Source organism: Allobaculum stercoricanis DSM 13633, assembly GCF_000384195.1.
In the GTDB taxonomy this organism is placed as follows: Bacteria; Bacillota_I; Bacilli_A; order Erysipelotrichales; family Erysipelotrichaceae; genus Allobaculum; species Allobaculum stercoricanis.
This window is the reverse complement of record NZ_KB913034.1, coordinates 1817003-1842045: the sequence shown is the minus strand read 5'-3', so window position 1 is coordinate 1842045 and position 25043 is coordinate 1817003. Positions and strand designations below refer to the sequence as shown.

Annotated in this window: 19 protein-coding genes; 17 read left to right on the top strand and 2 right to left on the bottom strand. The window is 39.0% G+C overall.

Annotated features, from left to right (window positions below; translation table 11 throughout):
- Positions 1-176 precede the first annotated feature (176 nt).
- Complete coding sequence (locus ALLST_RS0108560; protein WP_019893767.1) at positions 177-1004, bottom strand: Cof-type HAD-IIB family hydrolase; 828 nt, start codon at positions 1002-1004, stop codon at positions 177-179.
- A gap of 232 nt (positions 1005-1236) precedes the next feature.
- Between ALLST_RS0108560 and ALLST_RS0108555 the strand changes: the two genes are divergently transcribed.
- The 12 genes from ALLST_RS0108555 to ALLST_RS0108485 all read left to right on the top strand — a co-directional run bounded on the left by ALLST_RS0108555 (position 1237) and on the right by ALLST_RS0108485 (position 15937).
- Positions 1237-2232 (top strand): DNA/RNA non-specific endonuclease, encoded by a 996-nt coding sequence (locus tag ALLST_RS0108555; RefSeq protein WP_019893766.1) that lies wholly within the window; start codon positions 1237-1239, stop codon positions 2230-2232.
- 331 nt (positions 2233-2563) lie between these two features.
- Positions 2564-3475 (top strand): aspartate carbamoyltransferase catalytic subunit, encoded by a 912-nt coding sequence (locus ALLST_RS0108550; protein WP_019893765.1) that lies wholly within the window; start codon positions 2564-2566, stop codon positions 3473-3475.
- Positions 3472-4752: a dihydroorotase gene (locus ALLST_RS0108545; RefSeq protein ID WP_019893764.1), complete on the top strand. Its 1281-nt coding sequence runs from the start codon at positions 3472-3474 to the stop codon at positions 4750-4752. Before ALLST_RS0108550 ends, ALLST_RS0108545 begins: the two co-directional genes overlap by 4 nt.
- A gap of 65 nt (positions 4753-4817) precedes the next feature.
- Positions 4818-5894, top strand: a complete 1077-nt coding sequence (carA, locus tag ALLST_RS10605; protein ID WP_019893763.1) for a glutamine-hydrolyzing carbamoyl-phosphate synthase small subunit — start codon at positions 4818-4820, stop codon at positions 5892-5894.
- Entirely contained in the window at positions 5887-9096 is a 3210-nt protein-coding gene (gene carB, locus ALLST_RS0108535; RefSeq protein ID WP_019893762.1) for a carbamoyl-phosphate synthase large subunit, read from the top strand. The genes carA and carB overlap by 8 nt, the downstream gene beginning before the upstream one ends.
- Before the next feature lie 3 nt (positions 9097-9099).
- Positions 9100-9834 carry a dihydroorotate dehydrogenase electron transfer subunit gene (locus ALLST_RS0108530; RefSeq protein WP_019893761.1) on the top strand — a complete coding sequence of 245 codons (735 nt, stop codon included), beginning with the start codon at positions 9100-9102 and terminating at the stop codon, positions 9832-9834.
- Positions 9834-10748, top strand: coding sequence for a dihydroorotate dehydrogenase (locus tag ALLST_RS0108525; RefSeq protein WP_019893760.1), 915 nt, complete (start codon positions 9834-9836; stop codon positions 10746-10748). Before ALLST_RS0108530 ends, ALLST_RS0108525 begins: the two co-directional genes overlap by 1 nt.
- 160 nt (positions 10749-10908) lie before the next feature.
- Positions 10909-11607: an orotidine-5'-phosphate decarboxylase gene (gene pyrF, locus ALLST_RS0108520; protein WP_019893759.1), complete on the top strand. Its 699-nt coding sequence runs from the start codon at positions 10909-10911 to the stop codon at positions 11605-11607.
- Positions 11608-11615: 8 nt separating this feature from the next.
- Entirely contained in the window at positions 11616-12188 is a 573-nt protein-coding gene (locus ALLST_RS11155; protein ID WP_019893757.1) for a formate/nitrite transporter family protein, read from the top strand.
- A gap of 245 nt (positions 12189-12433) precedes the next feature.
- Entirely contained in the window at positions 12434-14101 is a 1668-nt protein-coding gene (locus ALLST_RS11150) for a C39 family peptidase (RefSeq protein WP_019893753.1), read from the top strand.
- Between the two features lie 315 nt (positions 14102-14416).
- Complete coding sequence (gene pyrE, locus ALLST_RS0108490) at positions 14417-15097, top strand: orotate phosphoribosyltransferase (protein ID WP_019893749.1); 681 nt, start codon at positions 14417-14419, stop codon at positions 15095-15097.
- 228 nt (positions 15098-15325) lie between these two features.
- Complete coding sequence (locus ALLST_RS0108485) at positions 15326-15937, top strand: cytidylate kinase-like family protein (protein ID WP_019893748.1); 612 nt, start codon at positions 15326-15328, stop codon at positions 15935-15937.
- A 122-nt stretch (positions 15938-16059) separates the two neighbouring features.
- Here the strand turns inward: ALLST_RS0108485 and ALLST_RS0108480 are convergent, their stop codons facing one another.
- Positions 16060-17565 (bottom strand): carboxypeptidase M32, encoded by a 1506-nt coding sequence (locus ALLST_RS0108480; protein WP_019893747.1) that lies wholly within the window; start codon positions 17563-17565, stop codon positions 16060-16062.
- A 166-nt stretch (positions 17566-17731) separates the two neighbouring features.
- Here ALLST_RS0108480 and ALLST_RS0108475 point away from each other — a divergent pair, with 166 nt between their 5' ends.
- The 5 genes from ALLST_RS0108475 (at position 17732) to tnpC (ending at position 24978) form a co-directional block, all read left to right on the top strand.
- The gene (locus ALLST_RS0108475) at positions 17732-19429 is read left to right on the top strand and encodes a M3 family oligoendopeptidase (protein WP_019893746.1); all 1698 of its coding nucleotides are present in this window, start codon (positions 17732-17734) and stop codon (positions 19427-19429) included.
- Between the two features lie 189 nt (positions 19430-19618).
- Positions 19619-20956: a transglutaminase domain-containing protein gene (locus ALLST_RS0108470; protein WP_019893745.1), complete on the top strand. Its 1338-nt coding sequence runs from the start codon at positions 19619-19621 to the stop codon at positions 20954-20956.
- A 161-nt stretch (positions 20957-21117) separates the two neighbouring features.
- Positions 21118-22422: a hypothetical protein gene (locus ALLST_RS11600; RefSeq protein WP_019893742.1), complete on the top strand. Its 1305-nt coding sequence runs from the start codon at positions 21118-21120 to the stop codon at positions 22420-22422.
- Between the two features lie 261 nt (positions 22423-22683).
- Complete coding sequence (tnpB, locus tag ALLST_RS10585; RefSeq protein ID WP_019892745.1) at positions 22684-23064, top strand: IS66 family insertion sequence element accessory protein TnpB; 381 nt, start codon at positions 22684-22686, stop codon at positions 23062-23064.
- Between the two features lie 132 nt (positions 23065-23196).
- Positions 23197-24978 carry an IS66 family transposase gene (gene tnpC / locus ALLST_RS0108455; RefSeq protein ID WP_019893741.1) on the top strand — a complete coding sequence of 594 codons (1782 nt, stop codon included), beginning with the start codon at positions 23197-23199 and terminating at the stop codon, positions 24976-24978.
- Positions 24979-25043 lie beyond the last annotated feature (65 nt).

The window sequence follows — 25043 nt, the reverse complement described above, 5'->3', positions numbered from 1 at the left end:
TTAAACTTTTCTAAAGGTCATTTCGAAATCATTAAGAAATACAAATGGGCATTTTAGAGAATATGTTGCAATACAATTTATCCAAGAAAAACATTTTAAAAAGAAAAGAGATCTTCTAGACATCATTGGCAAAATGTCGAAAAAAGATCTCAAAGAATTCAATTTTTTAATGATTGCTAGATATGTGATTCTTCTGGATACAGTTGGTCTAAGACTTCAAGTACGCCATCTTCAGCATCAGATTTACATACGTATTGGGCAGCAGCTTTAACGGAATCTTTGGCATTGGCCATCGCAAAACTTAATCCACAATAATTCAACATTTCAATATCATTGCCACCATCACCAAAAGCAGCACAGTCTTGTGGATCGATGTTCCAACGTTCGGCTAATTTTTGAAGACCAGAAGCTTTGTGACAACCGGGAACAATTAAATCGATATAGCCAAAGCCCGTATCCGTTGCTTCAATCAGTCCGCCAAGTTCTTGTTTAAATAAATCAACATATTGGAGGGATTGTTCTTCCGGAACGAGTAAAGCGAACTTGAGGACTTGGTCATCAATCGTTTGCAGATCATCAGCCCAAGCGAGGCGTCCATAGAACTGATTGATGAAATCGAAAAATCGAGGATCAGTCAGTCCACGTTGACAATAAGCAGATTTAACCCCACATAAAACGAGTTGGATTTCAGGGTGTTGACGTTGCACTTCTAATACGCGTTTGATGGCATAAGGATCCATATTTCCAGCAAAGAGCACTTCTTGTTCATCGCGAATCAATGCACCATTTTCGGCAACGTAGGAAATTTGGCCTTCAAAACCCGGAAATAAATTTTCTAAAAGAGCGATTTGATTTCCGCTAGCAACGACAAATTTTGCGCCTTTAGCGTGCATACGTTTTAAAATTCTTTCAAAGCGAGGACGATCGTAAGTACGATCAGGACGTAAAAAAGTGCCATCGATATCGGCAGCAATGAGTTTAGGGGATTTTAAATTGTATTCCATAGAAAGTCTCCTTGAATTTTCATTTGTTTTGCGTCGTAACAGTAGTCTAGCGATTGTGATCTATACGGTAAAGACTGATCCAAAATTAATCTGCAAGCTATAGCTAGATGGTGGGTCAAAGTTCGTTTTATAATGGGGACTTGTTATCATAATCAGGAATCAATTGTGAATGGATGGAGAAAAAATTCAAGATCCATTTGCCCAATCCAAGTGATGGAAAGGAGAAATTTGCATGAGACAAAAGTGGAAACGAATCTCAAATATCTTTTTCAATCTATTTTTAATTTTGACTCTTGTTGGTTGTAGTGCCAATCCAATGGCATCGAGTGCGATCAGTTTGTCAGCCAATAGCCAAATCCAAATTGAAGAAAGCACGACAAGCGTGGCGCAACAAGAAGGACAACAACAACCTAATCCTGCCAAGTTGCCGATCACCCTGGCCGATATTCCAGAATTTAGTGGCCAACCCTATGTTGCTATCAATAACAACGTTCCTTATTTTGAAGAAAATGAACAAACAACAAGTGCGTTCCAACACTATTTTGAATTAGATGAATTCGGACGAGTCACAATGGCTTATGGAAGCTTGGGACAAGAAATTTTGCCAGAAGAAGAACGTGGCGATATTTCGAGTATTCATCCAACGGGGTGGAAACAAAACCGCTATGACTGTATCAAAGATGGCCAAGCGCTTTACAATCGATGCCATTTGATTGCTTTTAGTTTGTCAGGTCAAAATGCGAATCCGAAAAACTTAATGACCGGAACGCGTTATATGAATATCAAAGGGATGCAGCCTTTTGAAAGTAAGACGTTAGATTTTATTCGCAAGACCAATAAACATGTGATGTACCAAGTTACACCGATGTTTGATGGTGATAACTTAGTGGCTAATGGTGTGTTGATGCAAGCAAAATCCGTAGAGGACAATGGGCAAGGTCTTTCCTTTAACGTGTTTTGTTATAATGTTCAACCTGGCATTTGTATCGATTATCAAACAGGAGAGAACTGGCTAGAAGAAGCAGGGCAGAATACGAGTCAAGGTCAAACACCCGCAACGGAGGGGCAAGCTAAGGATTATGTTTTAAATATCAGATCGCATAAATTTCATGATCCAAGCTGCGATTCGATCGATGATATGTCAAAAAGAAATCGACAAGATGTTCATGAATCGAAAGAAAGTTTAATTGCCCAAGGCTATACGCCATGTCAAAGATGTAATCCATAAACAAAAGGGAAATTGGAAAACATAAGCCTTTTAGCTCGTGATGCGTTTTTTTATAGGATCGAAAGTTGAAAATCACAAAATATACAAAATGTGTTATTAAACATCCTTTTTAGGATTGAAAAGAAATGATTGTCTGTCGACTATGTGTAAAGTTTTCGATATGTAAGAGTTTGAAAAAGTGATCGTTTTTTAAACCATAAATCTCTATTGTGTTTCAAAAAGTAAGTGATATAATACGGAAGATTTAGAAGTCTGCTGATAAAACAGACGGACAAAATATGATTTATATTCTTAAAATTGCGCCAGCGCATAAGTAGAAGGGGTTTTGGATATGAATAAAAAATCACTTTTAACCATGAAGGATCTAACGAACGAAGAGATCCTTGAAATCCTTGATGATGCGAAGGCTTTTTCCTATTCTCATTCGGATTGGCAGTTACCTGAAAGTGCTCAGGTACTTACAGCCAATCTTTTTTTTGAGCCTTCGACGCGCACTCACTATTCATTTGTAAGTGCTGAAAAACAACTAGGATTGAAGACCGTTGATTTCCAAGCGGAATCTTCTTCTATAACAAAAGGAGAAACGTTATACGATACAGTAAAGGTGTTCGAGTCTGTTGGCTATCAATTGTTAGTGATTCGCCATCCACAAGATGAATATTTCAATGAACTAAAAGGAATCAATATTCCAATCATCAACGCCGGAGATGGAAAAGGAAATCACCCATCCCAGTGCTTATTGGATTTATTGACAATTTACCAAGAGTTTGGTCATTTCGATGGAATCAATGTGTTGATCTGTGGAGATGTTGCGCATTCTCGTGTTGCAGCAAGTGACAAAGAAGCACTTGAACGTTTCAATGCCAATGTTCGTTTTTCCGGACCAAAAGAATGGGAACGCGAAGGCTATCCATTTAGTGATTTCGATGAATCAATTGAATGGGCAGACGTTGTCATGCTTTTACGAATCCAAAAAGAACGTGGCGCAACACTTCAGTCATTAAGCGATGATGAATATTTGAGCCAATACGGACTAACAAAAGAACGTTATAACCGCATGAAAGACCATGCGATCATCATGCATCCAGCACCAGTCAACCGCGGTGTTGAAATCGATACGGACTTAGTCGAAAGCGAAAAAAGCCGTATTTTCAAACAGATGCATAATGGAATGTTAGTACGAAAAGCGATGATTAAAAAAGCATTAGGTGTAGCACCTTTTGTTAGAGAGGGACAAGAGTGAAAACACTAATTACTAACGCGAAAATCTTCTATCAACATCATTTGATGGATGGCGAAATGTTATTTGATGAACACGAAATTTTAGAGATTGCCCCAACAATTGAACGTCAAGAAGATTGGCAAGTGGTAGATGGCCAAGGTTTAGCCGTCCTTCCTGGTTTAGTGGATACCCATGTTCACTTACGTGATCCAGGTTATACAACAAAAGAAACGATTGCGACAGGAACAATGGCTGCCGCTGCTGGTGGATATACGACGATCTTTGCGATGCCAAACGTAAAACCTTTCCCATCGACTGCAGATGTGATGGAACGTTACTTAAAAAATATCGAAGAACATGCAAACGTGCGTGTCTTTCCATTTGGAACGATTACCAATGATGAACAAGGAAAAGTGCCGACAAACTATCGCGCACTGAAAGAATTAGGCATTCATTGGTTTAGTGATGATGGCGTGGGCATTCAAAGTGAAGAAGTCATGGCATTAGCCATGAAAAGAGCCAAAGAAGCCGATGTCATGTTTTCATGTCATACTGAAGATATGGTGTACCGTAAACAAAAAGCATCCGTTCACGAAAGTGAATATGCTACACAAAACGGTTGGATCGGAATTCCAAGTGCTTGTGAAAGTGAACAATTAAAACGCGATCTCGTCATGGTCATTTCGAATGGTTTGAAATATCATGCGGATCACATTTCAGCCAAAGAAAGCGTGCAAGCTTTGCATGCCGCAAAAGCACAAGGCGCAGATTGTTCTGGGGAAGTTACAGCCCATCACTTATTATTAGAAGATAAAGATGTCAAAGGGCCAATGTGGAAAATGAACCCACCATTAAGAAGCCACGAAGATCGAATGGCCTTAATTGAAGGTTTGGAAAATGGCGATCTCGATTTTATTGCCAATGACCATGCTCCACATACGATGGAAGAAAAAACACGTCCGATGGAACTTTCACCATTTGGCATTGTTGCCTTAGAAACTGCGTTCCCTTTGCTTTATACTGAATTTGTAGAAAACCAAAAACGCTGGTCACTCAACCAGCTGATCGGTTGGATGGCAGAAAAGCCAGCAAAGCGATTCGGTTTAGAAAAATGCGGCAAGCTTGAAATTGGCTACCGTCCAGATTTCTTCATTGCTGATTTAAATGCAGATGTCACAATTGATCCAGACACATTCCAATCCATGGGAAAAAATACACCATTTGCGGGATGGAAGAGCGTTGTCGACATCAAACAAACTTGGTTTGAAGGAAAACCGGTCTATACAAAACAAAAGTAAGTGGGCCACACTTACTGAAAAAATAACGGAATAGAAATATCAATAACGTAAGGGAGGAGAAACTTATGGACAGATTGCTTGTTTTAGAAGATGGAAGCGTCTGGAAAGGAAAAGCGTTCGGTTCAGACAACTTCAAAGTCGGTGAATTAGTATTCAACACGGCAATGACGGGCTACCAGGAAATTTTGACAGACAGTTCTTATTGTGGACAAATCGTGATGATGACGTATCCATTAATTGGAAATTACGGCATGAACCGCGATGACTGGGAAAATCTTGTACCAAGCGTATTCGGCTTGGTGGTTAAAGATCTTTGTGAAGATTATTCCAACTGGCGTGCAAATTCTTCTTTGAATGATTTCTGCAAACAGGAAAATATTGCGGGCATTTATGATATCGATACTCGTGCGATCACGCGTCGTATTCGCGATAAAGGGGTAATGCGTTGCATGATGTGCAATGCGGATGCCAATATCGATGAAGTGCTTGAAACAATTCGCAAAACACCAGAAATGCACGATCAAGTACAACAAGTGAGTGCACCACGCATTTACTCCGTACCAAACCGTGGCTTAAAAGTTGTTGTGATGGATTTCGGAAGCAAATTAAGCATTATTCGTGATTTAGCAGCATTGAACTTAGACATCGTTGTTGTGCCATGGAACACAGATGTAAAAACAATTATGAGTTTCTGCCCAGATGGTGTTGTTTTAACAGATGGTCCAGGAAATCCAACAGATATTCCAGAAGCAATTGAAACAGTTCGTCAACTGATGGGCCAAGTTCCAATGTTTGGAATTTGTTTAGGTCACCAGCTCATCTCTTTAGCTTGCGGAGCAAAAACATATAAATTGAAATTCGGACATCGCGGAAGCAACCACCCAGTTGTTCACTTAAGTGATGGTCATGTAGAAATTACAAGCCAAAACCATGGCTATGCGGTGGATATTGATTCTTTAGCCAATACAGATTTAGTAATGACGCATAAAGCATTGAACGATAATTCTTGTGAAGGTGTTGCGCATAAAACTTATCCAGTATTTGGCTTACAGTTCCAACCAACATCTACTGACGGCACAGGTGCAATGGATGCCTTTGTCCGTTTGATGACTACAGAAAAGGAGAACAAGAAAAATGCCTAGAAGAGACGATATTAAAAAGATTCTCGTTATCGGGTCTGGTCCAATCGTAATTGGTCAGGCGGCTGAATTTGACTATGCCGGAACTCAGGCTTGCCAATCCTTACGTGAAGAAGGATATGAAGTTATCTTGATTAACTCCAACCCAGCAACGATCATGACTGATTCAGTTGTTGCTGACCAAGTTTATATCGAACCAATCACTTTAGATTTCGCAAAACGCATTATTTATAAAGAAAGACCAGATGCAATCTTAGGTTCATTAGGTGGACAAACAGGATTGAACTTAGTTGTTGAATTAGCTGAAGATGGCATCTTAGAAGAATACGGTGTTGAAATTCTGGGAACAGATTTACACGCGATTCAAAAAGCAGAAGACCGTGAATTGTTCCGTTCTTTGATGAACGAAATCAATGAACCAGTGCCACAGAGTGACATCGTGCACACAGTGGATCAAGCAGTTGAATATTGCAAAGAATTAGGTTATCCAGTTGTTGTTCGCCCTGCTTATACCCTTGGCGGAACAGGTGGTGGATTTGCGGATAATGAAGAAGAATTACGCAAAGTCTGTGACGCTGGACTTAAAATTTCTCCAGTTCACCAGTGCTTAATCGAACAATCTATTGCTGGTTATAAAGAAATCGAATATGAAGTAATGCGTGACTCCAACGACAACTCCATCGTGATTTGTAGTATGGAAAACGTCGATCCAGTTGGTGTCCATACGGGTGACTCTATCGTTGTGGCTCCAGTTCAGACATTAACAGATCGTGAAAATGGCATGTTAAGTTCTGCTGCATTAAAAATCATTCGTGCTTTAGGCATTTGTGGTGGATGTAACGTGCAGTTAGCTTTAGATCCAAAGAGCTTTAAATACTTTGTTATCGAAGTAAACCCACGTGTTTCCCGCTCTTCTGCATTAGCATCTAAAGCAACAGGTTATCCAATTGCGCGTATTTCCGCAAAATTGGCAGTGGGCTTAACATTAGACGAAATTTTAAACCCAGTAACAAAAACATCTTATGCTTGCTTCGAACCAACAATTGACTATGTTGTTGCAAAATTCCCTCGTTTCCCATTTGACAAATTCCCAAATGCAGACCGTCATTTAGGAACCCAAATGAAAGCAACAGGGGAAATCATGTCCATCGGACGTACATTTGAAGAAGCGTTCTTAAAAGGCGTTCGTTCTTTGGAAATGAAAGTGGATCACTTGTTCTTACAGGATTTAGAAGATAAGAGTCGTGAAGAATTATTTGAAATGATTCGCACGAACAGCGACTTAAGAATCTTTGCGATCGCAAAAGTGATGCGCGAAGGCGTTAGCGTTGAAGAAATCCATAAAGCATGTAAAATCGATCCATTCTTCTTGATGCATTTAAATCGTATCTTCCGCTTAGAACAAGAAATGAATGAACATCCAATGGATCCAGAAACATTGCTGACATTAAAGAAAAACGGATTCTCCGACAGCATGATCGCAAAAGCTTGGAACACAACGGCAAAAGCGATCTATGAATTACGTCACGAAAACAACATCATTCCTGTTTACAAAATGGTGGATACTTGTGCAGGAGAATTTGAAAGTGCAACACCTTATTTCTACTCTACTTACGAGCAAGAAAACGAAAGTGTGCCTTCTAACAACCGCAAAATCGTTGTATTAGGTTCTGGACCTATCCGTATTGGGCAAGGTGTTGAATTCGACTATGCGACAGTGCATTGCGTAGAAACATTACGTCATGCTGGTTATGAAGCAATCATCGTCAACAACAACCCAGAAACGGTATCAACTGACTTCACAATTTCTGACAAATTGTATTTCGAACCATTAACAACAGAAGATGTTATGGAAGTTATCGATTTAGAAAAACCAGAAGGTGTCATCGTTCAATTTGGTGGTCAAACTGCGATTAACCTTGCTGCATCTTTAGCTGAACACGGTGTGAAAATTTTAGGAACGAGTCTTGAAAGCATCGACTTAGCGGAAGACCGTCATGAATTTGAAGCGATGTTACATAAACTAGACATCCCTCAACCAAAAGGTGAAACAGCATTAACAGTTGAAGAAGCATTAGATATTGCAGGACGTATTGGCTATCCAGTACTCGTTCGTCCATCTTATGTTCTTGGTGGTCGTGCAATGCAAATCGTTCATAACGATGATGAATTACGCATCTACATGGCAAATGCCGTAAAAGAAATTAGCCACGATGCGCCAATTCTTGTCGATAAATATATCGTCGGAAAAGAATTAGAAATCGATGCGATTGCGGATGGAAAACACGTTTATATTCCAGGTGTAATGGAACATATCGAACGTGCCGGTGTTCACTCTGGTGACTCCATCTCCGTTTATCCAACACAGACAATTTCTCAAGACGTTAAAGACACAATCATCGACTATGCAACAAGAATTGGGGAAGGATTCGGCTTTATCGGTCTTTACAACATTCAGTTCATCGTTGATGCTAACGATCAAGTCTATGTCCTTGAAGTTAACCCACGTTCTTCTAGAACTGTGCCATTCTTATCCAAGATCACAGGCGTACCAATGTCTCATTTAGCAACAATGGCAGTATTAGGTCACTCTTTAGAAGAACAAGGTGTAACGCCAGGTTACCGTCCAGAAGATCAAGATCGTGTATTTGTTAAAGCGCCAGTCTTCTCTTTTGCAAAACTGCGCAGTGTGGATACGGTTTTAGGACCTGAAATGAAATCCACAGGGGAAGCACTAGGTTCTGATATCAATTTAGAAAAAGCATTATATAAAGCATTAGTTGCTGCAGGAATCAAAGTTCCAGCACACGGAAATATCCTCTTTACAATTGCGGATCGCGATAAACAAGAAGCCTTAGAACTTGCAAACCGTGCTGCAAATATCGGATATGGTTTATATGCAACACCAGGTACGGCAAAATTCTTACGTGAAAACGGCTTGTTCGTTCACGATGCTGCAAAAATCGAAGAAAATTCCGATGTACCAAACGTTGTAGACATCATCCGTACGGGAAAAGTCAATTATGTAGTGAATACAATGTCTCGTACATCTCAGAAAAATGAAGATGATGGATTTATCATCCGTCGTGTCGCTTCTGAAAATAACATTTTCTGTATGACTGCTTTAGATACTGCAGATGCTTTGATGAAAGTTCTTGAATCAATTTCATTCTCAATGATTTCTATGAATGAACTGGGGAAATAAGATATGATCGAATCCAAAGCGAAAATTTTATCGAATACACCGCTGACTCAAGATGTATTTAAAATGGAATTAGAAACAGAAATTGCAACATTGGCTAAACCAGGTCAATTCGTTCAAATCACTGTTCCTAACTTCTATTTACGACGTCCAATTTCCGTTTCTTGGGTTGAAGGAAACGTACTCACAATTGTCTATAAAGTATTAGGCAAAGGAACCGACAAACTCTCTTCCATGCGACCAGGGCACGCTTTAAGTGTCCTTGGCCCATTGGGTACTGGTTATCCGATCGAAGCGAAAGAAGAAGTATTAATTGTAGGTGGTGGTGTGGGTACTCCACCAATGTTATTGACAGCCAAAGCGTATCAAGATTTGGGCGCAAAAGTTCATGTTGTATTAGGCTTTAATACAAAAGATGAAGTGTTCTATCAAAAAGAATTTGAAGAACTCGGCATCACTCCTGTGATTTGCACAATGGATGGATCAATGGGGGTTCAAGGAACTGTTTTAGATGGTATCAAAGCCAATCACATCACTTGTCCATTTGTTTGCAGTTGTGGACCATTGCCAATGCTTCGCGCGATTCAAAACACATATCAAGATGGCTATATCTCTTTAGAAAGCCGCATGGGTTGTGGATTTGGCGTATGCTTAGGTTGCGTGATGAAAACGGTAGAAGGTGACGCAGTTCGCGTTTGTGAAGACGGCCCAGTCTTTGCGATGGGAAAGGTGGTATTGTAATGGATTTATCCGTTAAACTTCCAGGATTAAATTTAAAAAATCCGGTTCTCCCTGCTTCCGGCTGTTTTGGAAATGGTCGTGAATTTGCATCCATCTATGATTTGAGCCTACTTGGGGGAATGGTCACAAAATCAGTTACCCCGAATGCTCGTTTTGGAAACCCTCTGCCTCGTATTGCAGAAGCAGAATCTGGAATGTTAAATGCGATTGGTCTTGAAAATAAAGGTGTTGATTACTTCCGTGAACATGAACTTCCTTTCTTAGAACAATTCGATACAGAAGTGATGGTTAGTGTAGCGGGATCGACAATCGAAGACTATGCGCATGTCGTTGAACACTTAAAAGGTGTAGATGTCATTAAAGCGTTCGAATTAAACGTATCTTGTCCAAACGTTGCAGTGGGCGGCATGGCTATTGGTACGAATGCTGAAGCATTAGGAAAAACGGTGGCTATGGTTAAACAACATGCCGATAAACCGGTCTATGTAAAATTATCTCCAAATGTTACAAACATCGTAGAATTGGCATTAGCAGCGCAAGACAATGGTGCAGATGGTTTGGTCATGATCAATACCGTTCAAGGCTTACGTATGGATTTACGTACAGCAAAACCATTATTAGGAAATGTAACGGGTGGTCTTTCGGGACCAGCAATTAAACCAATTGCATTACGCATGGTTTATCAAGTTGCTCAAGTTGTTCATATTCCAATTATTGGTTGTGGTGGCATCAGCAATGCAGAAGACATTTTAGAATTCTTATATGCGGGAGCAAGTGCCGTTCAAGTTGGCGCGGCAAACTTTATTGATCCATGGGCTTGTCCAAAAATGATCGAAGAGTTGCCAAGTGTATTAGAAAAATACAATTTAAATTCTGTACAAGAAGCGATCGGAAAAGCTTTACCACAAAAATAATGACTATCCAAAACTGTTCTATTCGAAAAAATAGAACAGTTTTTTTAAGCAAAAATGAATAAAACGATCATCAAAAAAAGAGCTTTAAAACATTCGCTTAAGGCTTGTGATATAAACAAGCTGTAACGAAATAAAAAATAAATTTATGGAGGAAAATACAATGAATAAAACAATTGTGGCCCTGGATTTTTCCAGCCGTCAAGAAGTTATGGACTTTCTTGCAAAATTCGATTCCCCAATCACAGTTAAAATTGGGATGGAATTAACTTATGCGGAAGGTCTTGATCTTGTCCGTGAAATTAAAGAAGCAGGACACGATGTCTTCTTAGATTTAAAACTTCATGATATTCCAAATACAGTAAAAGGTGGAATGAAAAACCTCGCTCGTTTAGGCGTAGATTTAACAAACGTTCATGCTGCTGGTGGTGTTGAAATGATGAAAGCCGGAAAAGAAGGATTAAAAGAAGGCTGCACATCCAATAAAACTCCATTATTGATCGCAGTTACGCAATTAACTTCTACTTCCCAAGAAGCAATGAACGAAGAACAAGGAATTCCAGGAACAGTGATCGATTCTGTAGTTCGCTATGCAACAAAAGCAAAAGAAGCAGGATTAGATGGTGTTGTATGTTCTGTACACGAAGTGAAAGCAATTAAAGAAGCATGTGGACCAGAATTCCTTTGTGTAACTCCAGGGATCCGTTTATCTTCTGACTCTAAAGATGACCAAAAACGTGTGGCAACTCCTGCATTTGCACGCGAACAGGGTAGTGACTATATCGTTGTTGGCCGTTCAATCACAAAAGCCGAAGATCCAGCAAAAACATATGCAATGATTGAAGCAGAGATGAATAAGTAAGGAAACCTATGAAAAAATCAATTAGCGCTGGCGGTTTAATTGCGATGGCGTCTTATTTGTTTGTCAAAGCAGATAAGCCATTAGGTGCAATTTTATTCGGATTTGCGTTGTGTTTTGTTTGCCTATTTGAACTGGATTTATTCACTGGGAAAATCGGCTGGTTTGGTCAAAAAGATTTACCTTACCTGAAAATTCTTGCTGGAAATACCATTGGGGCTTTAGTCGTTTGTGGCTTGCTTCGTTGGAATACTGGCATTATTGAAGCAGCAACAACGATCGCTCAAGCAAAAGCGGCATTACCTTGGTACATGGCATTCATTAACGGTTGCTTTTGTGGGGTCTTAATGTTTTTAGCCGTCTATAGTTGGTCGAAAGGCTTTAAAGCAGGATGCTTTTTATGCGTCACAGTGTTTATCCTATGTGGATTTGAACACTCGATTGCAGATTTGGCTTATATGGGCTTAGCTTGGGTTTGGAGTTGGAATTTAGTGTGGATTGTTTTGGGAAATGCAGTAGGCGCAGTGATTTGTCGCTTAATGTTACTCGATCATCCACAATTTGATCTCCATGTAAAACGCTAAATGAAAATTGATGAAGGAAAAGAGAAATGTTGATACACGTTTCTCTTTTTTTTCTTACGTATACTAAGAGTAAGATTTGCTTGAAAGAACTGTTTCATCAAAAGAAAAAATATTTAAAAATAGAAAAGATCGAAAAAATTGAAATAAATATTTTAAGAGACTTTCTTCTTTATGTGTAAAATACACATATGATTTAATTTTTGAATCGAATCATTGGATTGGATGTTAAAGAAAGGAGCCAAAACATGAAAAAAATGGCGACAAGCTTATTGGCTATTGCGATGTGTTTATCCCAAACGATGCCACTGATGGCACAAGAAAACATAGAAGCTTCAAAAGGTCAGTATGTAGAAAACATTCCAGATATGAATGAATGGGATTTTGATGATTTTATTGATGAATCCAACTATTTCCAAGAAAAGAGCGATAAATTATTTGAAAATATTACGTTCCATTCTACAGAACCAAAAGCATATAGCGAAATATCCGCAAAGTATGAGCGTGTTTTCCGTTTATATAACCTGCGTACATCGGAACACTTTTATACAAGAGATGAAAACGAAAGAAAAGCATTAATCCGTGGGGGATGGATCGATGAAAAAGTCTCTTGGTATTCTTTAAAAGCCGATGATCCCCTCGCTGAACCGGTCTATCGTTTATATAACCCCAATGCGCAAGACCATCACTATACGAGAGAAGAAAATGAGAAAAACGTATTAATCCAGCTCGGTTGGGTGTTAGAAGGAATCGGTTGGTATGCGCAAAAAGGAACAGAAGGAAAACCGATTTATCGGGCTTATAACCCCAATGCCACAGCGGCCGGTGCCCACCATTTTTCCCGATCGGATAATGAGTACAACGCATTAGCCAACATGGGTTGGAAACAAGAAGGATTAAGTTTCTATGTTCCGAAAGTGAATATGATCGTCAATGAATATGGTCAAGACATTTGGTATGACGAAACAGGTACTCCTTCTTATGGAGAAGCTTATTACGATGGGGATTGGTATTACTTTGATTCCACCACCAAGCGAAAAATTAAAAATGCCTTTGTTAAAGTGCCAAATAGCGAACAGGCTCGCTATTATGGTGACCAAGGCAAAGCGTTATATGGAAGTCAAAAAATTGGCAACAAATCTTTTATTTTCGATCATACGAGTGGGTATTTAATCTATAACAGCTCAGATTCCGTATTTGGTGATCAAGCAGCAAGCAATGTAATCGCAAAAATCGATAAAAGCGGAACGATGCGGATGTATGACAAAGCTGGCAATCCCGTTCGTGGCGATGTTCGAGTTAATAATGTTGTATACACCACTGACAATCATGGTGTTGTCATTCGCACGCAAGTCTATAATGTTCCGCACTATTTCCAAACAGATCCGCGTTGGGGAAATGTTTGGTTTGGCGATACGACATTTAGACATATCGGTTGTGTGCCAACTGTTCTAGCAATGGCATATGAAGGAATCAACAATCGTCCTTACTCGCCTTTAGATATCGCCTATGCCTTAAAGAGTGTTGGGAAAATTAATGGAACATTTGGTAATGGTATCCCAATTGGCACGAAAGGCGATGGTGTGATGTGGGCTGCCGAGCACTATGGCATACAAGCTCGTGGGGATTATTTAGATCAAATGGAAATCACAAAAGTACTTAAATCCGGAGGATTTGTTAGCTTTACTTTAAATGCCCGTAGCCAACTCAATCCGGATACGCGATTTTATCATGAAATCTTGTTGTATGGATATGAAAATGGCAATGTGCAAGTCCACGATCCTCTTTATGTCAACAACAACCGGACCATTGATCTCGACACGATCATGAGATGTAATGCGGAATTTGAACCAGCAAAAATCAATTTGACATGGGGCTATTTGCGCGACGATATCCATGTTGAAATTGAATGGTAAATCTGAATTCAATACAATTTCAAAGACTTTCCACATAGCGGAAAGTCTTTTTGATCAGCGCCAAAAAAGAAGTGAGAAATCTGCAAGAATCCTTAAAAAATTCGCTACAATAAAGACAACGATGCGAAAGGAAGAAGAGTTATGAATAATCAAAAACCTTTTGTCACTTTGATCACAATCTTGATGGTCATCAGCGCAATTGCTGGAGTATTCTTGGGGATTCGAGAAGAAATCTCAAAAAAGAATAAGAGCGAGTAGATTTGTGGTAAAATTTAACGAACGAAATGCAAGAATAAACAGAGAGGGATAAACGAAATGAACGGTTATAAACACGAATTTATTGACTTCATGCTAGAATGCGGAGTTTTAAAATTTGGAACATTTACACTGAAATCTGGACGTATTTCTCCATTCTTCATGAATGCGGGTGGATACGAAACAGGTAAACAATTACGTAAATTAGGAGAATTCTATGCCCAAGCGATCCATGATCAATATGGCGATGATTTCGATGTATTATTCGGACCTGCTTATAAAGGAATTCCATTAGCTGTTGTAACAGCTGAAGCTTACTACGATCTTTTCGGAAAAGAAATCCGCTACTGCAGTGACCGTAAAGAAGAAAAAGACCATGGTGCAGATAAAGGAAGTTTCTTAGGAACAAAATTAAAAGATGGAGATCGCGTGATCATGATTGAAGACGTGACAACATCAGGAAAATCAATGGAAGAAACTGTACCAAAAGTAAGAAACGCTGCAAACGTTGAAATCAAAGGTTTGATGGTTTCTTTAGACCGTGCCGAAAAAGGTAAATCCGATAAATCAGCACTTGCAGAAGTGAGCGAATTATACGGATTCCCAACAGCCGCAATTGTTTCTGTTCCTGAAATCGTGGATAGCTTACGTCAACGTGATATGTTAGACGCAAAACTTGAAGCAGATCTCAAACATTATTACGAACAATACGGTGCAAGCGATAAACCACTCAACATCTAACAAGAAAACGGACTTGGAATATGGCCAAGCCCGTTTTTTTTCGAGAACAGATCAATGTCTCTCTTTTTGATTCTGTTTGGAATTTTCTCAATCACTTTGAAAGAACGCTTTCGTAAATCTATGTAAAATTTTTCTTAAATAGCGATCTTCACGTGCGGATCATGTATAATGGATATAGAAAATAATCCTTACCCAAAAGATTAAAGGTTTCTTAGAAAGAGGTTCATAATGAGCGCGAAAGTAATTACAATCACCCGCGAATTTGGTTCTGGTGGACGAACAATTGGGCGCAAAGTTGCAGAAGCATTAGGATATAGCTTCTATGACTGGAACTTAGTTGACAAAATCGCGACAGAAACCGGATTTGCCAAAGAATTTATCGAAGAAAACGGCGAAGAACAAGGACGTTTCTCTGCTGTCTTTACAAGTAGTAGTTTTGGTTTTAACTTAAACGAACAGCTTTTTGAAGCACAAAGCCGTGTTGTTTTGAATTTAGCTGAACAAGGAAACTGCGTTATCGTTGGTCGTTGTGCTGACTATTTATTAAGAAATGATCCAAATACAATGAGTTGCTTTATTTATGCGAATCATGATGCACGTAAAAACCGAGTTATCAATGAATATGGCGAAACAGACGTCCCAATTGAAAAACGTTTAAAAGATAAAGATAAACGTCGTAAAGCCCACTACGAATACTTTACAAGTCGTAAATGGGGAAAATCATTCTATTACGATCTCTGTATCGATACAGGAAGAATTCCAATTGATACGGCAGTCGATGTAATCGTGGAAGCAGCTAAAAACTACACTCCAGGATTAAGAAATACAGATGGTGACTAATTCACTTGTGTTCATGAATTAGTTCTATAAATTTCCTCGATCAGCTCTAGATTTTATTCTAGAGCTGATTTTTTTATGGACCAACAAAAAAGCAATCCATAAAGGATTGCTTGGCGTTCACGTTATTGTTCTTCTAAATGATACAGTTTTGTGTATTTGTTTTTGAGGTAGTTCGTGTAAACATGGGGATCAAATGGTTTGTGAGAAACTTCTTCAACGATTTGGCGCATTGTTTTTTGTGCTCCATATTGTTGAACGTTTTCTTTTAACCAATTGACTACTTTTTCAATATGTCCATTTTCTAGTGCCTGATCAACATCGAATTCTTTTTCCATCGCTTCATAAAGTTGTGCAGCATAGGCTGAACCTAAAGCGTAAGTTGGGAAGTAACCAATTCCGCCATCAGACCAATGAATGTCTTGTAAAACCCCTTCTTGATCATTGCTTGGGCGAATGCCGAGATATTGTTCATATAAGTCAGCCCAAAGTTGAGGTAGATGATCATAATCTAACGTTCCATTTGCCATTTGTTTTTCGATTTCATAACGAATCAAAATGTGTAATGGGTAAGTTAATTCATCGGCTTCTGTTCGAATTAAAGAGGCGCTCGAGGCATTGATCATTGCGATCAGTTCATCAAGACTTGTGTCTTTAAATTCTGGAAAATGTTCGATGAGGGTGGGGTATAAATAAGACCAAAACGCTTTGGAGCGACCAATGTGGTTTTCCAAGAATCGAGATTGGGTTTCATGGGCACCAGAACCAATCGCATCGATAAACATCGTTTTATCATAATCGGGATTGGCATTGAGGCTGTATAAAGCATGGCCGTATTCATGAACGATCGATAGAATTCCGCCTAAGAAGTTATCCTCAATATATCGAGTCGTGATACGAACATCGTTGTTGGAGAAAAATTCCGTGAAAGGATGTTCTGTCGTTGAAAGATAAACACGTTCGGGATCGGCTTGTAAATAATCCATGACAATTTGCGCAAATTTTGCTTGGCGTTCAGCATCGATGACTTGGTTCATTTTTGTCGTATCGATGGGTTGGGCAGCTTGGACTTTGGCAATAAAGGGGATGAGTTCTTCTTTGATCACCGCAAAAAATTCATCATATTGTTTTTGATCCATGCCTGCCTCATAGGCGTCAAGGGCAAGGTCGTAGCTGTTTGTTCCGTTATAACGAGGGGAATACGTTTGCGCTTTTAACGTATTCGCAATGACCTTTTCTAAATGGGGTTGGAATAATTTGTAGTTGGCTTGTTCTTTTGCTTCATGCCAAGCAACCCCAGAATCGGCGCGAGTTTGAATGAGTTCTTGATAGAAATCAGCAGGGATTGCTTCTTGATCGTCGATTTGACGTAAACGTAATTCAACTTCTTGTTTTTCTAAACTGCTTTGCGGTAAACGTTGGGCATAATCGCGAATTTTTGCGATGTTTTCTGGGTCATTTTCGATTTCAAAAGCGGCACGAGCGAGTAAAGCTAACGCTTGATTCACGCGAGGTGCCCCTTTTTTAGGAGCGATCGTTAATTGATCGGTAGCCATCGTGGAATAAGCGAGGTGATACGCTGCTAAAGTATCGATGAGATTTTGATAAAAAGGTTCAAAGTGTAAAGGCATCGTTAATCCTCCTATTTGGCTCATTTTATCATGTGGTCGAAAGAATGTTTAAAAAAACGACACAGTTGTCAAACACGAAGAATACAATTGGCCTATTTGAAGATTTATTTGATACATTAAAAACAATAGATCGATCACAACAATCGAAATGAGGAAAGGAAACAAGATGAACTTTTTAGAATTTAAATATCAACGCCCGGATAAAGATGAAGTTTTAACCCGTTTGCAAGAGTTATTACACCAATTCGAACAGGCAGAAGACTATGCAGCATTTTTTAACACGTTTCAACAATTCATTGAACTAGAAAAGCATTTTCAAACACAAATGCAACTCGCTAACATTCGTCATTCCATCGATACAAGAGATGAGTTTTATACACAAGAATGCGACTATTTTGATGTAATCAGCCCAATCGTAGATAATGCGATTCATGCGATTGATCAAGTGATTTTGAATTCACCTTATCGTCAACAACTCGAAAACGATGTACCAAAAACTTGGTTTATGATTCATGAATTTAATCAAAAAGTAATGTCGGAAGCGATCATTGAAGATTTACAAGAAGAAAATAAACTAGCGAGCCGTTATCAAAATGTGATCGCATCTGCACAAATTGACTTCAATGATGAAGTGCATACGCTAGCGAGCATTGAAAAGTATATGTCCGATCCTGATCGAAATATGCGCAAACAAGCACATAAAGCGTATTGGGGATGGTTTGCCGATCATGAACAAGAAATTGGGGACATCTTTGATCAACTTGTGCAAGTGCGCACCAAGATTGCCAATAAAATGGGCTATGAAACATTTACCCCATTTGGTTATTTACGCATGTTGCGTTTAGATTATGATCGCTATGATGTTGAACAATATCGTCAAAATGTACTCGAAGATGTCGTTCCAGTTGCGATGGAACTGTATCAAGCGCAAGCTAAACGTCATGGATATGAAGGTCCAACTTTACCAGCATGGGATGAAAAAATCACATTTGAATCCGGAAACCCGCAGCCTAAATATGATGAACCAGAACTCGTTCGTCGCGCTTTGCAGATGTATCGAGAATTGTCTGAACAAACGGGTATTTTCTTTGAAGGCATGGTGGATCAAAACTTGATGGATTTAAATGCGAAACCAGGAAAAGCAGCCGGCGGATATTGTGAAATATTACCAGACTATGGTGTGCCTTTCATCTTTGCAAATTTCAATGGAACAAATGCCGATATTGAAACGTTAACCCACGAAGCAGGGCATGGCTTTCAAGCGTGGTTGAGTCGCAATGCTTTCCCTTATGATTTAGTTTGGCCAACCAATGAAAGTGCTGAAATTGACTCGATGGGAATGGAATTTTTAACTTGGCCATGGATGGAATTGTTCTTTGAAGAAGACACGGCTAAATACTATTACACACATCTTGAAGGCGCGGTTAAGTTTTTAGGGTATGGTGTTTTAGTCGATCATTTCCAACACGAAGTATACGATCATCCAACATGGAATCATGACCAACGAATGGCTTGTTGGCGTGAATTAGAACAACAATACTTACCACAAAAAGACTACCAAGATATCGACGTTCTTGAACGCGGTGGCTGGTGGATGCGCCAATTGCACATCTTTATGATGCCGTTCTACTATATCGATTACACATTAGCGCAAGTCGTCGCTTTACAGATTTGGAGTCGCATGCAACGTCATGATGAAACAGTCTTTGATGATTATGTCGCAATGGCTAAATGTGGAGGAACGAAAACGTTTAAAGAACTCGTCACAATTTCTAAAAATATCGTTCCTTTTGAAAAAGGATGCTTAAAACAGACGATGCAAGATGTCAAAGCATGGTTTGAAGCACACGATGTTGAAGAATAAGCATTGAAATTGAAGTAAAACGCGAAGCGTGATCTATTTGTGATCCTTCGCGTTTTTTTGGCTTTAGATGTTTAGAAAATCATTCAAAATTCTTAGGATCTCTTATTTGGATCATCGTATAAAATGGAAATAAGAAATCATTACGATTCATAACGCAAAGTCAAAACGCGCAAGAGAAAGGAGAAGCCAATGAAGAAAAAGAAAAGAAGGTTAAAACGAACGGTCAAACGGATCAGTTTGTTTGTCTTATTATTCGTTATTGTAGGCGTTGGCTTGTTTTTCAAGAAAATTCCTTTCGTTGCCGCACTCTTGGATCAAAATTCTGGACAACAAGAAGCGATCATTCCCAGTGAACAGGTAAGTTTTGAACAAGCAACGCAAAACCAGCCTACTGCAGTGGATGCCAAACAAGTGGGAATATTGGATTATCAAAACGATCTTTACATACGAAATTTAAGTGATGCCCAAAAACAAGTCGCTCAAACACTTGTAGATGGCATGAAAGCGGGGCAAAGCGAAATCGAGTTAAACCAGCCAATTCAACTTGATGAAATCTCGGAATTATATCAGCGTTTGAAATTAGCGGATCCGGAGTTGTTCTTTTTGGCTGATCAACAAAATTATGAATACTCACCCCTGACCCAAGAAGTGAAAGTCTTCCATCCAAACTACATTGAATATGATGATGGTTTAACGATACCGCAACGCATTGAACAACTACGCCAATTACGAAATTCGATTATTCAAGATTGGCATGGTCGTGGTGAATATGAATGTTCCGTGTTGATGAACGATTATTTAGTCGATACCATCACGTATCAACCCCAAGCAGCGCATGAGCATAATTTGTATGGCGCACTTGTGGAACGACAAGCCGTTTGCGATGGCTATGCACTAGCCTATAAATATTTAGCGGATGGCTTAGGAATGGATTGCGTGGTGATTACGGGCAGTGCATATGAAGACAAGGCGGGTTATCAACAAGGAATGAGCCAACTGCAATCTTTAAATGCCCAACAAATCATGCAATGGGATTCAGGTTATCGCCATGCATGGAATGCGATTCAAATTGATGGTCATTGGTATTACACGGATGTGACATATAACGATCCAGTCAGTTTAGATCACGATGAACAGGCCGATTTTTCGGGTTTGAAAGAGGCATTCACGAATTTGACCTGGCAAGACATGATGCAATTACGCAGTGCCGAAGTGAGCTTGTTGTTAGCACCAGATTTGCCGCAGGAAAATGCTTTGGATGCAAATGTGTTCTATCGAAATGGTCTTGTCATCCAGACAGAAAACCAAGCGCGAGATTGGTTGTGGATGGAATTAAATGATCATTCTTCAAGATGGGTAAACATTAAAGTGGTTGATCCAGCGGTTTTTGAAAGGATGCAAGAGATTGCCAGTGAGGTGCTCAATGAATATGCCCTTTATGATGACAGTCTCAATTGGGACACTTTGCAAAGTGTGAAGCAAGATCAAACCGGAGTTTTTGCGATTTATCTAGATTGGAATGAATAGAGATTTTTGAGTCAATGATCCGATTCAATGTGCAAAATACATAGACAATCATAAAATGATAGCCAATGGAGTCTAATTATTATCGAAAAATTAAAAAACAAGGTATTCTTGAAGAAACAAATTTTTAAAATCAGGCATATAAATGAGTTAGGAGAATTGAGATGAAGATCAATAAAAAAATGTCTGCATTAACACTCGCGTTTTTGACTTCAACGATGATGTTGAACGTGCCTGTTTTTGCACAAGAAGTACAAACCCAAACAATCGCTGAATCAGAAGAATGGATCGAAGAAAGTGATATTGTCATCAGCAATCGTGATCCTAATTCTCCTGCCGATTTAACCCAAGCAAGTGGGGTTGGGGTTTTCCGTTTATATAACCCAAATTCAGGAGAACATTTCTATACCGCAGACCGTAATGAAAAAGATGGATTGATTGCAGCCGGTTGGGATTTTGAAGGAATTGGTTGGTATGCCCCAGAAAGTTCAAATTATCCAGTTCATCGCTTATATAACGAAAATGCCGGGGATCACCATTACACTACGGATCAAAATGAAGTGAACGTTTTACAAAGTGTGGGTTGGAAACTTGAAGGTGTCGGTTGGTATTCAGCAGATGCTTCACAACAATCAGTTCCAATTTATCGCCAATATAACCCTAATGCGAAAACAGGTTCGCATAACTATACAAGTGATGCCAATGAAAATAAACAACTTGGCCAACTCGGCTGGAAATTAGAAGGTATTGGCTGGTATGGCTTGGCCGTAGATGCGCCAACACAAAATGTAGCCTATGAACTTGAAAAATTAGCGACAGATTATCGTAACTCCCTTCTTCAACAAAAAGGCGAATTGACGATGGATTCCCTTTTAGAAAAAGGAAATGAACTCACAACATTAATCAATTCTTTGTCCAAACAGTTTGGCAATCGCGTGTTCTTATTCCAAAATGGCCGCTTGGTGGGTTATTCAAACGTGAATGAAACGACAATTTTGACGCAAGATATGCAACCAGGATCAGTTTTGGCATTTTATCCAGCGCGAAAAAGAATTCAATTGGCAGCAGGGATTAACAATAACCGTTTAGATGGAGCGGCTTTGTATTATCGAACTCAAACTGGACGGGTGAAAATCCAAGCAGTTGCTGGTGTTGTAGTGGATAGTTCATTCCAAGGGGATACAACAAGCTATTTGTATAGTGAAGATCCATCCAATGCTTATGAAGAAATGACAGTCGGCAATGCCGCCCAAAACCTTATGCATGGAAAAATCTTAAAACATACGCATTACTTCCGCGCCGCAAGTGAGAGAATCATGGATTTTAAATGGGACATGGAAGTTGAAAATGGCAATGCGAAATACGAAAAAATTGGAAATTATTACTACGTTTGTCATACCGACACGATCAATGTTTTCTATGATACACCGCCAACAAACTTAGTGTTCTGGCCACGAAGCGAAATTTAAAATGATGAAAACTCTTTTTGTCCAACGAAAGGAATGTGACGCTACCCGTCAATTAAACACAGGAAAAATAAAAAAATTATAGTTTATTTATATAAAAGATCTGATTCATTTTAAATGGACAGATCTTCTTTTTTAATAAAGTGTAGGTGTTTATTTCCTTCCGTCGCCTCGCTCGCAACGTAAGCGTCAAATGAATGACGGGTATTAAGATGAATAGCCTTTTGAGATAATTCGATCAGTTATCTCAGGGGGCTTTTTATTATGAATGATTTCGGCTATTTAGATCTTGGAATAGATTTCTCCAAAGTCAAAAACATTATTCTAGTGAATAACCCAGCCGATCTTCGTAAAGGGATTGATGGTTATGCTTCTATCATTCAGGGAATTTATCACCTAGATCCAACGGATGGTTCTTTGTATCTTTTTACTAACCGAACCAAAGATAAAATGAAAGGAATCCTCCATGATGGCAATGGTTACTGGTTGGTCTATAAACGTCTAGCTAGATCTCATTTAAAATGGCCTTTTACTGAAATAAATCAATATCAAACAATCAGCTCATCACAGTTACAAGCTCTACTATCCGGAATGACAATTGTGCCAGACCCTCAATTTTTACCTCAAAAACCAAAATACATTTAACCCAGCAGGCCACTCTGCTGGGTTTTTGACAAGAACTATATACATATGAAAAAACACATATTTAACATACTTAAATTTAATATAATATCTTATTAAGTTTCATATTATGCATAAATAAGATATAATACAGTTATGGTAAGAATAGATCCTGAAATTAAACAAAAAATCCGAACTAACATAGCGACTCAGATTCGTGAACAAACAAAAGACATGGACAAAAACGATGTCGTGAATTTACTTATTGATACAGTCTGCGAATCTCAAGGCAGAAAAGAGCTCAATAATTATCTCCAAAACGCTCTTTTTGCCGCAAAAACTGAAAACATTCAACTCAGACTCTTTGACTTAGATACCTTAGAACCAACTGATTTGGAAAAAGACACAATCGAATTCTTGAACGAAAAACGTGAAGCCTGTGAGATTACTGAAGAACAGTATCGCGAAGTTTTAGCTAAAGTCCAAAATCATCGAAAAAAGTTGGACAACCAATTAAACGATCTGAAAAAGCTAGATGCCGTTAAGAAAAACAAACCAAGAAAAGACTGCAGAAACCACGAACCCGATATCATCGATGTTATTCAACTCGATGAAAACACTCTCTGCCCATTCTGTGGCAGAAAGATGTCCCATTTAGATTATTCGGAAAAAACCGTTATTGAATACCAACCAGCTCAATACCTAATCAGAAAAATCAAACTGGAAAAAAAGGTTTGTCCGGCAGGATGTACAGATGAAAACGGAAAATCGATGATCATCAAAGCTCAACCGAAAGAACCAGATCTCATTGACAAGAGCATTGCCACAACTTCTCTTGTTGCCGGACTCGCTTATGAAAAATTCATGATGGGCACACCGTTATACCGCCTTGAAAAGGACGCCTCTGCTTTGGGAGTAGATCTGTCTAGACAGACAATGAGTAATATTTTACAGACGTGCTATGAACAATATCTAATCCCCATCTGCGAACAGATCAATCAGGATCTAGTGAAGCAAAATGTCATCCATATGGATGAAACACCGCTACAGTGTCTTGCCTTAAAAGACCGATCGACTTCCTATATGATCTGTGGAGTTAGTGGAGAATATGCACAACAACAAATGGTTCTTTACCAGTTCAATGAAAGTCGAAAAAAAGAATTTATCATAAGTATGCTTGGGACAGATTTTACCGGCGCACTCATGACAGATGGACTGCAAGGCTACAGATCCTATCCAGGATGCACAAAACTATCTTGTTTGGCACATGCAAGACGGTACTTTTATGATGCCGTTAACTGTAGGGATGATTATGCCCAATTGAAAAAGATTTTGAATGCGTATAAAAATTCCGATGATATTCCGGAAAAAGCTCAAGCCTTCCTTCAAGAACATGAGTCTTTAAATCGTTTAGTTGCCATTTTAAAACAAATCGCAGAACTGTATCAAATCGAGAATAACTTTTCCGATTGTTCAACTGAACAGAGAACACAAGCTAGAAAAAAGCTAAGCAATCCTCGTTTTGAAAAGTTAGTGCAAGAAGTTGAAATTGTAGCAGAAGGATTCGAAGAGAAAACGAAAGCCCATAAAGCTGCAACATACTTCTTGGAGCGTAAAGAAGAATTAGCGAGATACATAGAAAATGGCATTTATCCGATCGATAATAATTTAGCCGAAAGAAAAATAAAGAGTTTCGTGATCGCAAGAAAGAATTTCTTGTTCTCGAACAGTGTCAGCGGAGCAGAATCGGCTGCTGGGTATATGACACTGCTAGAATCAGCTAAAATGAATGGATTAAACCCATTCATGTACCTAGAACACGTTTTGAATACATTGAAGTATTACAAAGAAGAGCAAATTCCACAGAAAGTAGTGGAAGAGTTAGTTCCATACTCTAAAAATCTTCCTGAAAACTTATATCTTCAGTCAAATAATTAAGGCGCTGTATTCTGTTTAGCTACAAACAGAATACAGCGCCTTTTATTCTAATAACACACGTCATT

What these genes read in the sequence shown, in the direction of transcription:
- ALLST_RS0108560 (WP_019893767.1), bottom strand. Translation starts at nt 1,004, where the DNA reads ATGGAATACAATTTAAAATCCCCTAAACTCATTGCTGCCGATATCGAT.
- ALLST_RS0108555 (WP_019893766.1), top strand. Translation starts at nt 1,237, where the DNA reads ATGAGACAAAAGTGGAAACGAATCTCAAATATCTTTTTCAATCTATTT.
- ALLST_RS0108550 (WP_019893765.1), top strand. Translation starts at nt 2,564, where the DNA reads ATGAATAAAAAATCACTTTTAACCATGAAGGATCTAACGAACGAAGAG.
- carA (WP_019893763.1), top strand. Translation starts at nt 4,818, where the DNA reads ATGGACAGATTGCTTGTTTTAGAAGATGGAAGCGTCTGGAAAGGAAAA.
- carB (WP_019893762.1), top strand. Translation starts at nt 5,887, where the DNA reads ATGCCTAGAAGAGACGATATTAAAAAGATTCTCGTTATCGGGTCTGGT.
- ALLST_RS0108530 (WP_019893761.1), top strand. Translation starts at nt 9,100, where the DNA reads ATGATCGAATCCAAAGCGAAAATTTTATCGAATACACCGCTGACTCAA.
- ALLST_RS0108525 (WP_019893760.1), top strand. Translation starts at nt 9,834, where the DNA reads ATGGATTTATCCGTTAAACTTCCAGGATTAAATTTAAAAAATCCGGTT.
- pyrF (WP_019893759.1), top strand. Translation starts at nt 10,909, where the DNA reads ATGAATAAAACAATTGTGGCCCTGGATTTTTCCAGCCGTCAAGAAGTT.
- ALLST_RS11155 (WP_019893757.1), top strand. Translation starts at nt 11,616, where the DNA reads ATGAAAAAATCAATTAGCGCTGGCGGTTTAATTGCGATGGCGTCTTAT.
- ALLST_RS11150 (WP_019893753.1), top strand. Translation starts at nt 12,434, where the DNA reads ATGAAAAAAATGGCGACAAGCTTATTGGCTATTGCGATGTGTTTATCC.
- pyrE (WP_019893749.1), top strand. Translation starts at nt 14,417, where the DNA reads ATGAACGGTTATAAACACGAATTTATTGACTTCATGCTAGAATGCGGA.
- ALLST_RS0108485 (WP_019893748.1), top strand. Translation starts at nt 15,326, where the DNA reads ATGAGCGCGAAAGTAATTACAATCACCCGCGAATTTGGTTCTGGTGGA.
- ALLST_RS0108480 (WP_019893747.1), bottom strand. Translation starts at nt 17,565, where the DNA reads ATGCCTTTACACTTTGAACCTTTTTATCAAAATCTCATCGATACTTTA.
- ALLST_RS0108475 (WP_019893746.1), top strand. Translation starts at nt 17,732, where the DNA reads ATGAACTTTTTAGAATTTAAATATCAACGCCCGGATAAAGATGAAGTT.
- ALLST_RS0108470 (WP_019893745.1), top strand. Translation starts at nt 19,619, where the DNA reads ATGAAGAAAAAGAAAAGAAGGTTAAAACGAACGGTCAAACGGATCAGT.
- ALLST_RS11600 (WP_019893742.1), top strand. Translation starts at nt 21,118, where the DNA reads ATGAAGATCAATAAAAAAATGTCTGCATTAACACTCGCGTTTTTGACT.
- tnpB (WP_019892745.1), top strand. Translation starts at nt 22,684, where the DNA reads ATGAATGATTTCGGCTATTTAGATCTTGGAATAGATTTCTCCAAAGTC.
- tnpC (WP_019893741.1), top strand. Translation starts at nt 23,197, where the DNA reads ATGGTAAGAATAGATCCTGAAATTAAACAAAAAATCCGAACTAACATA.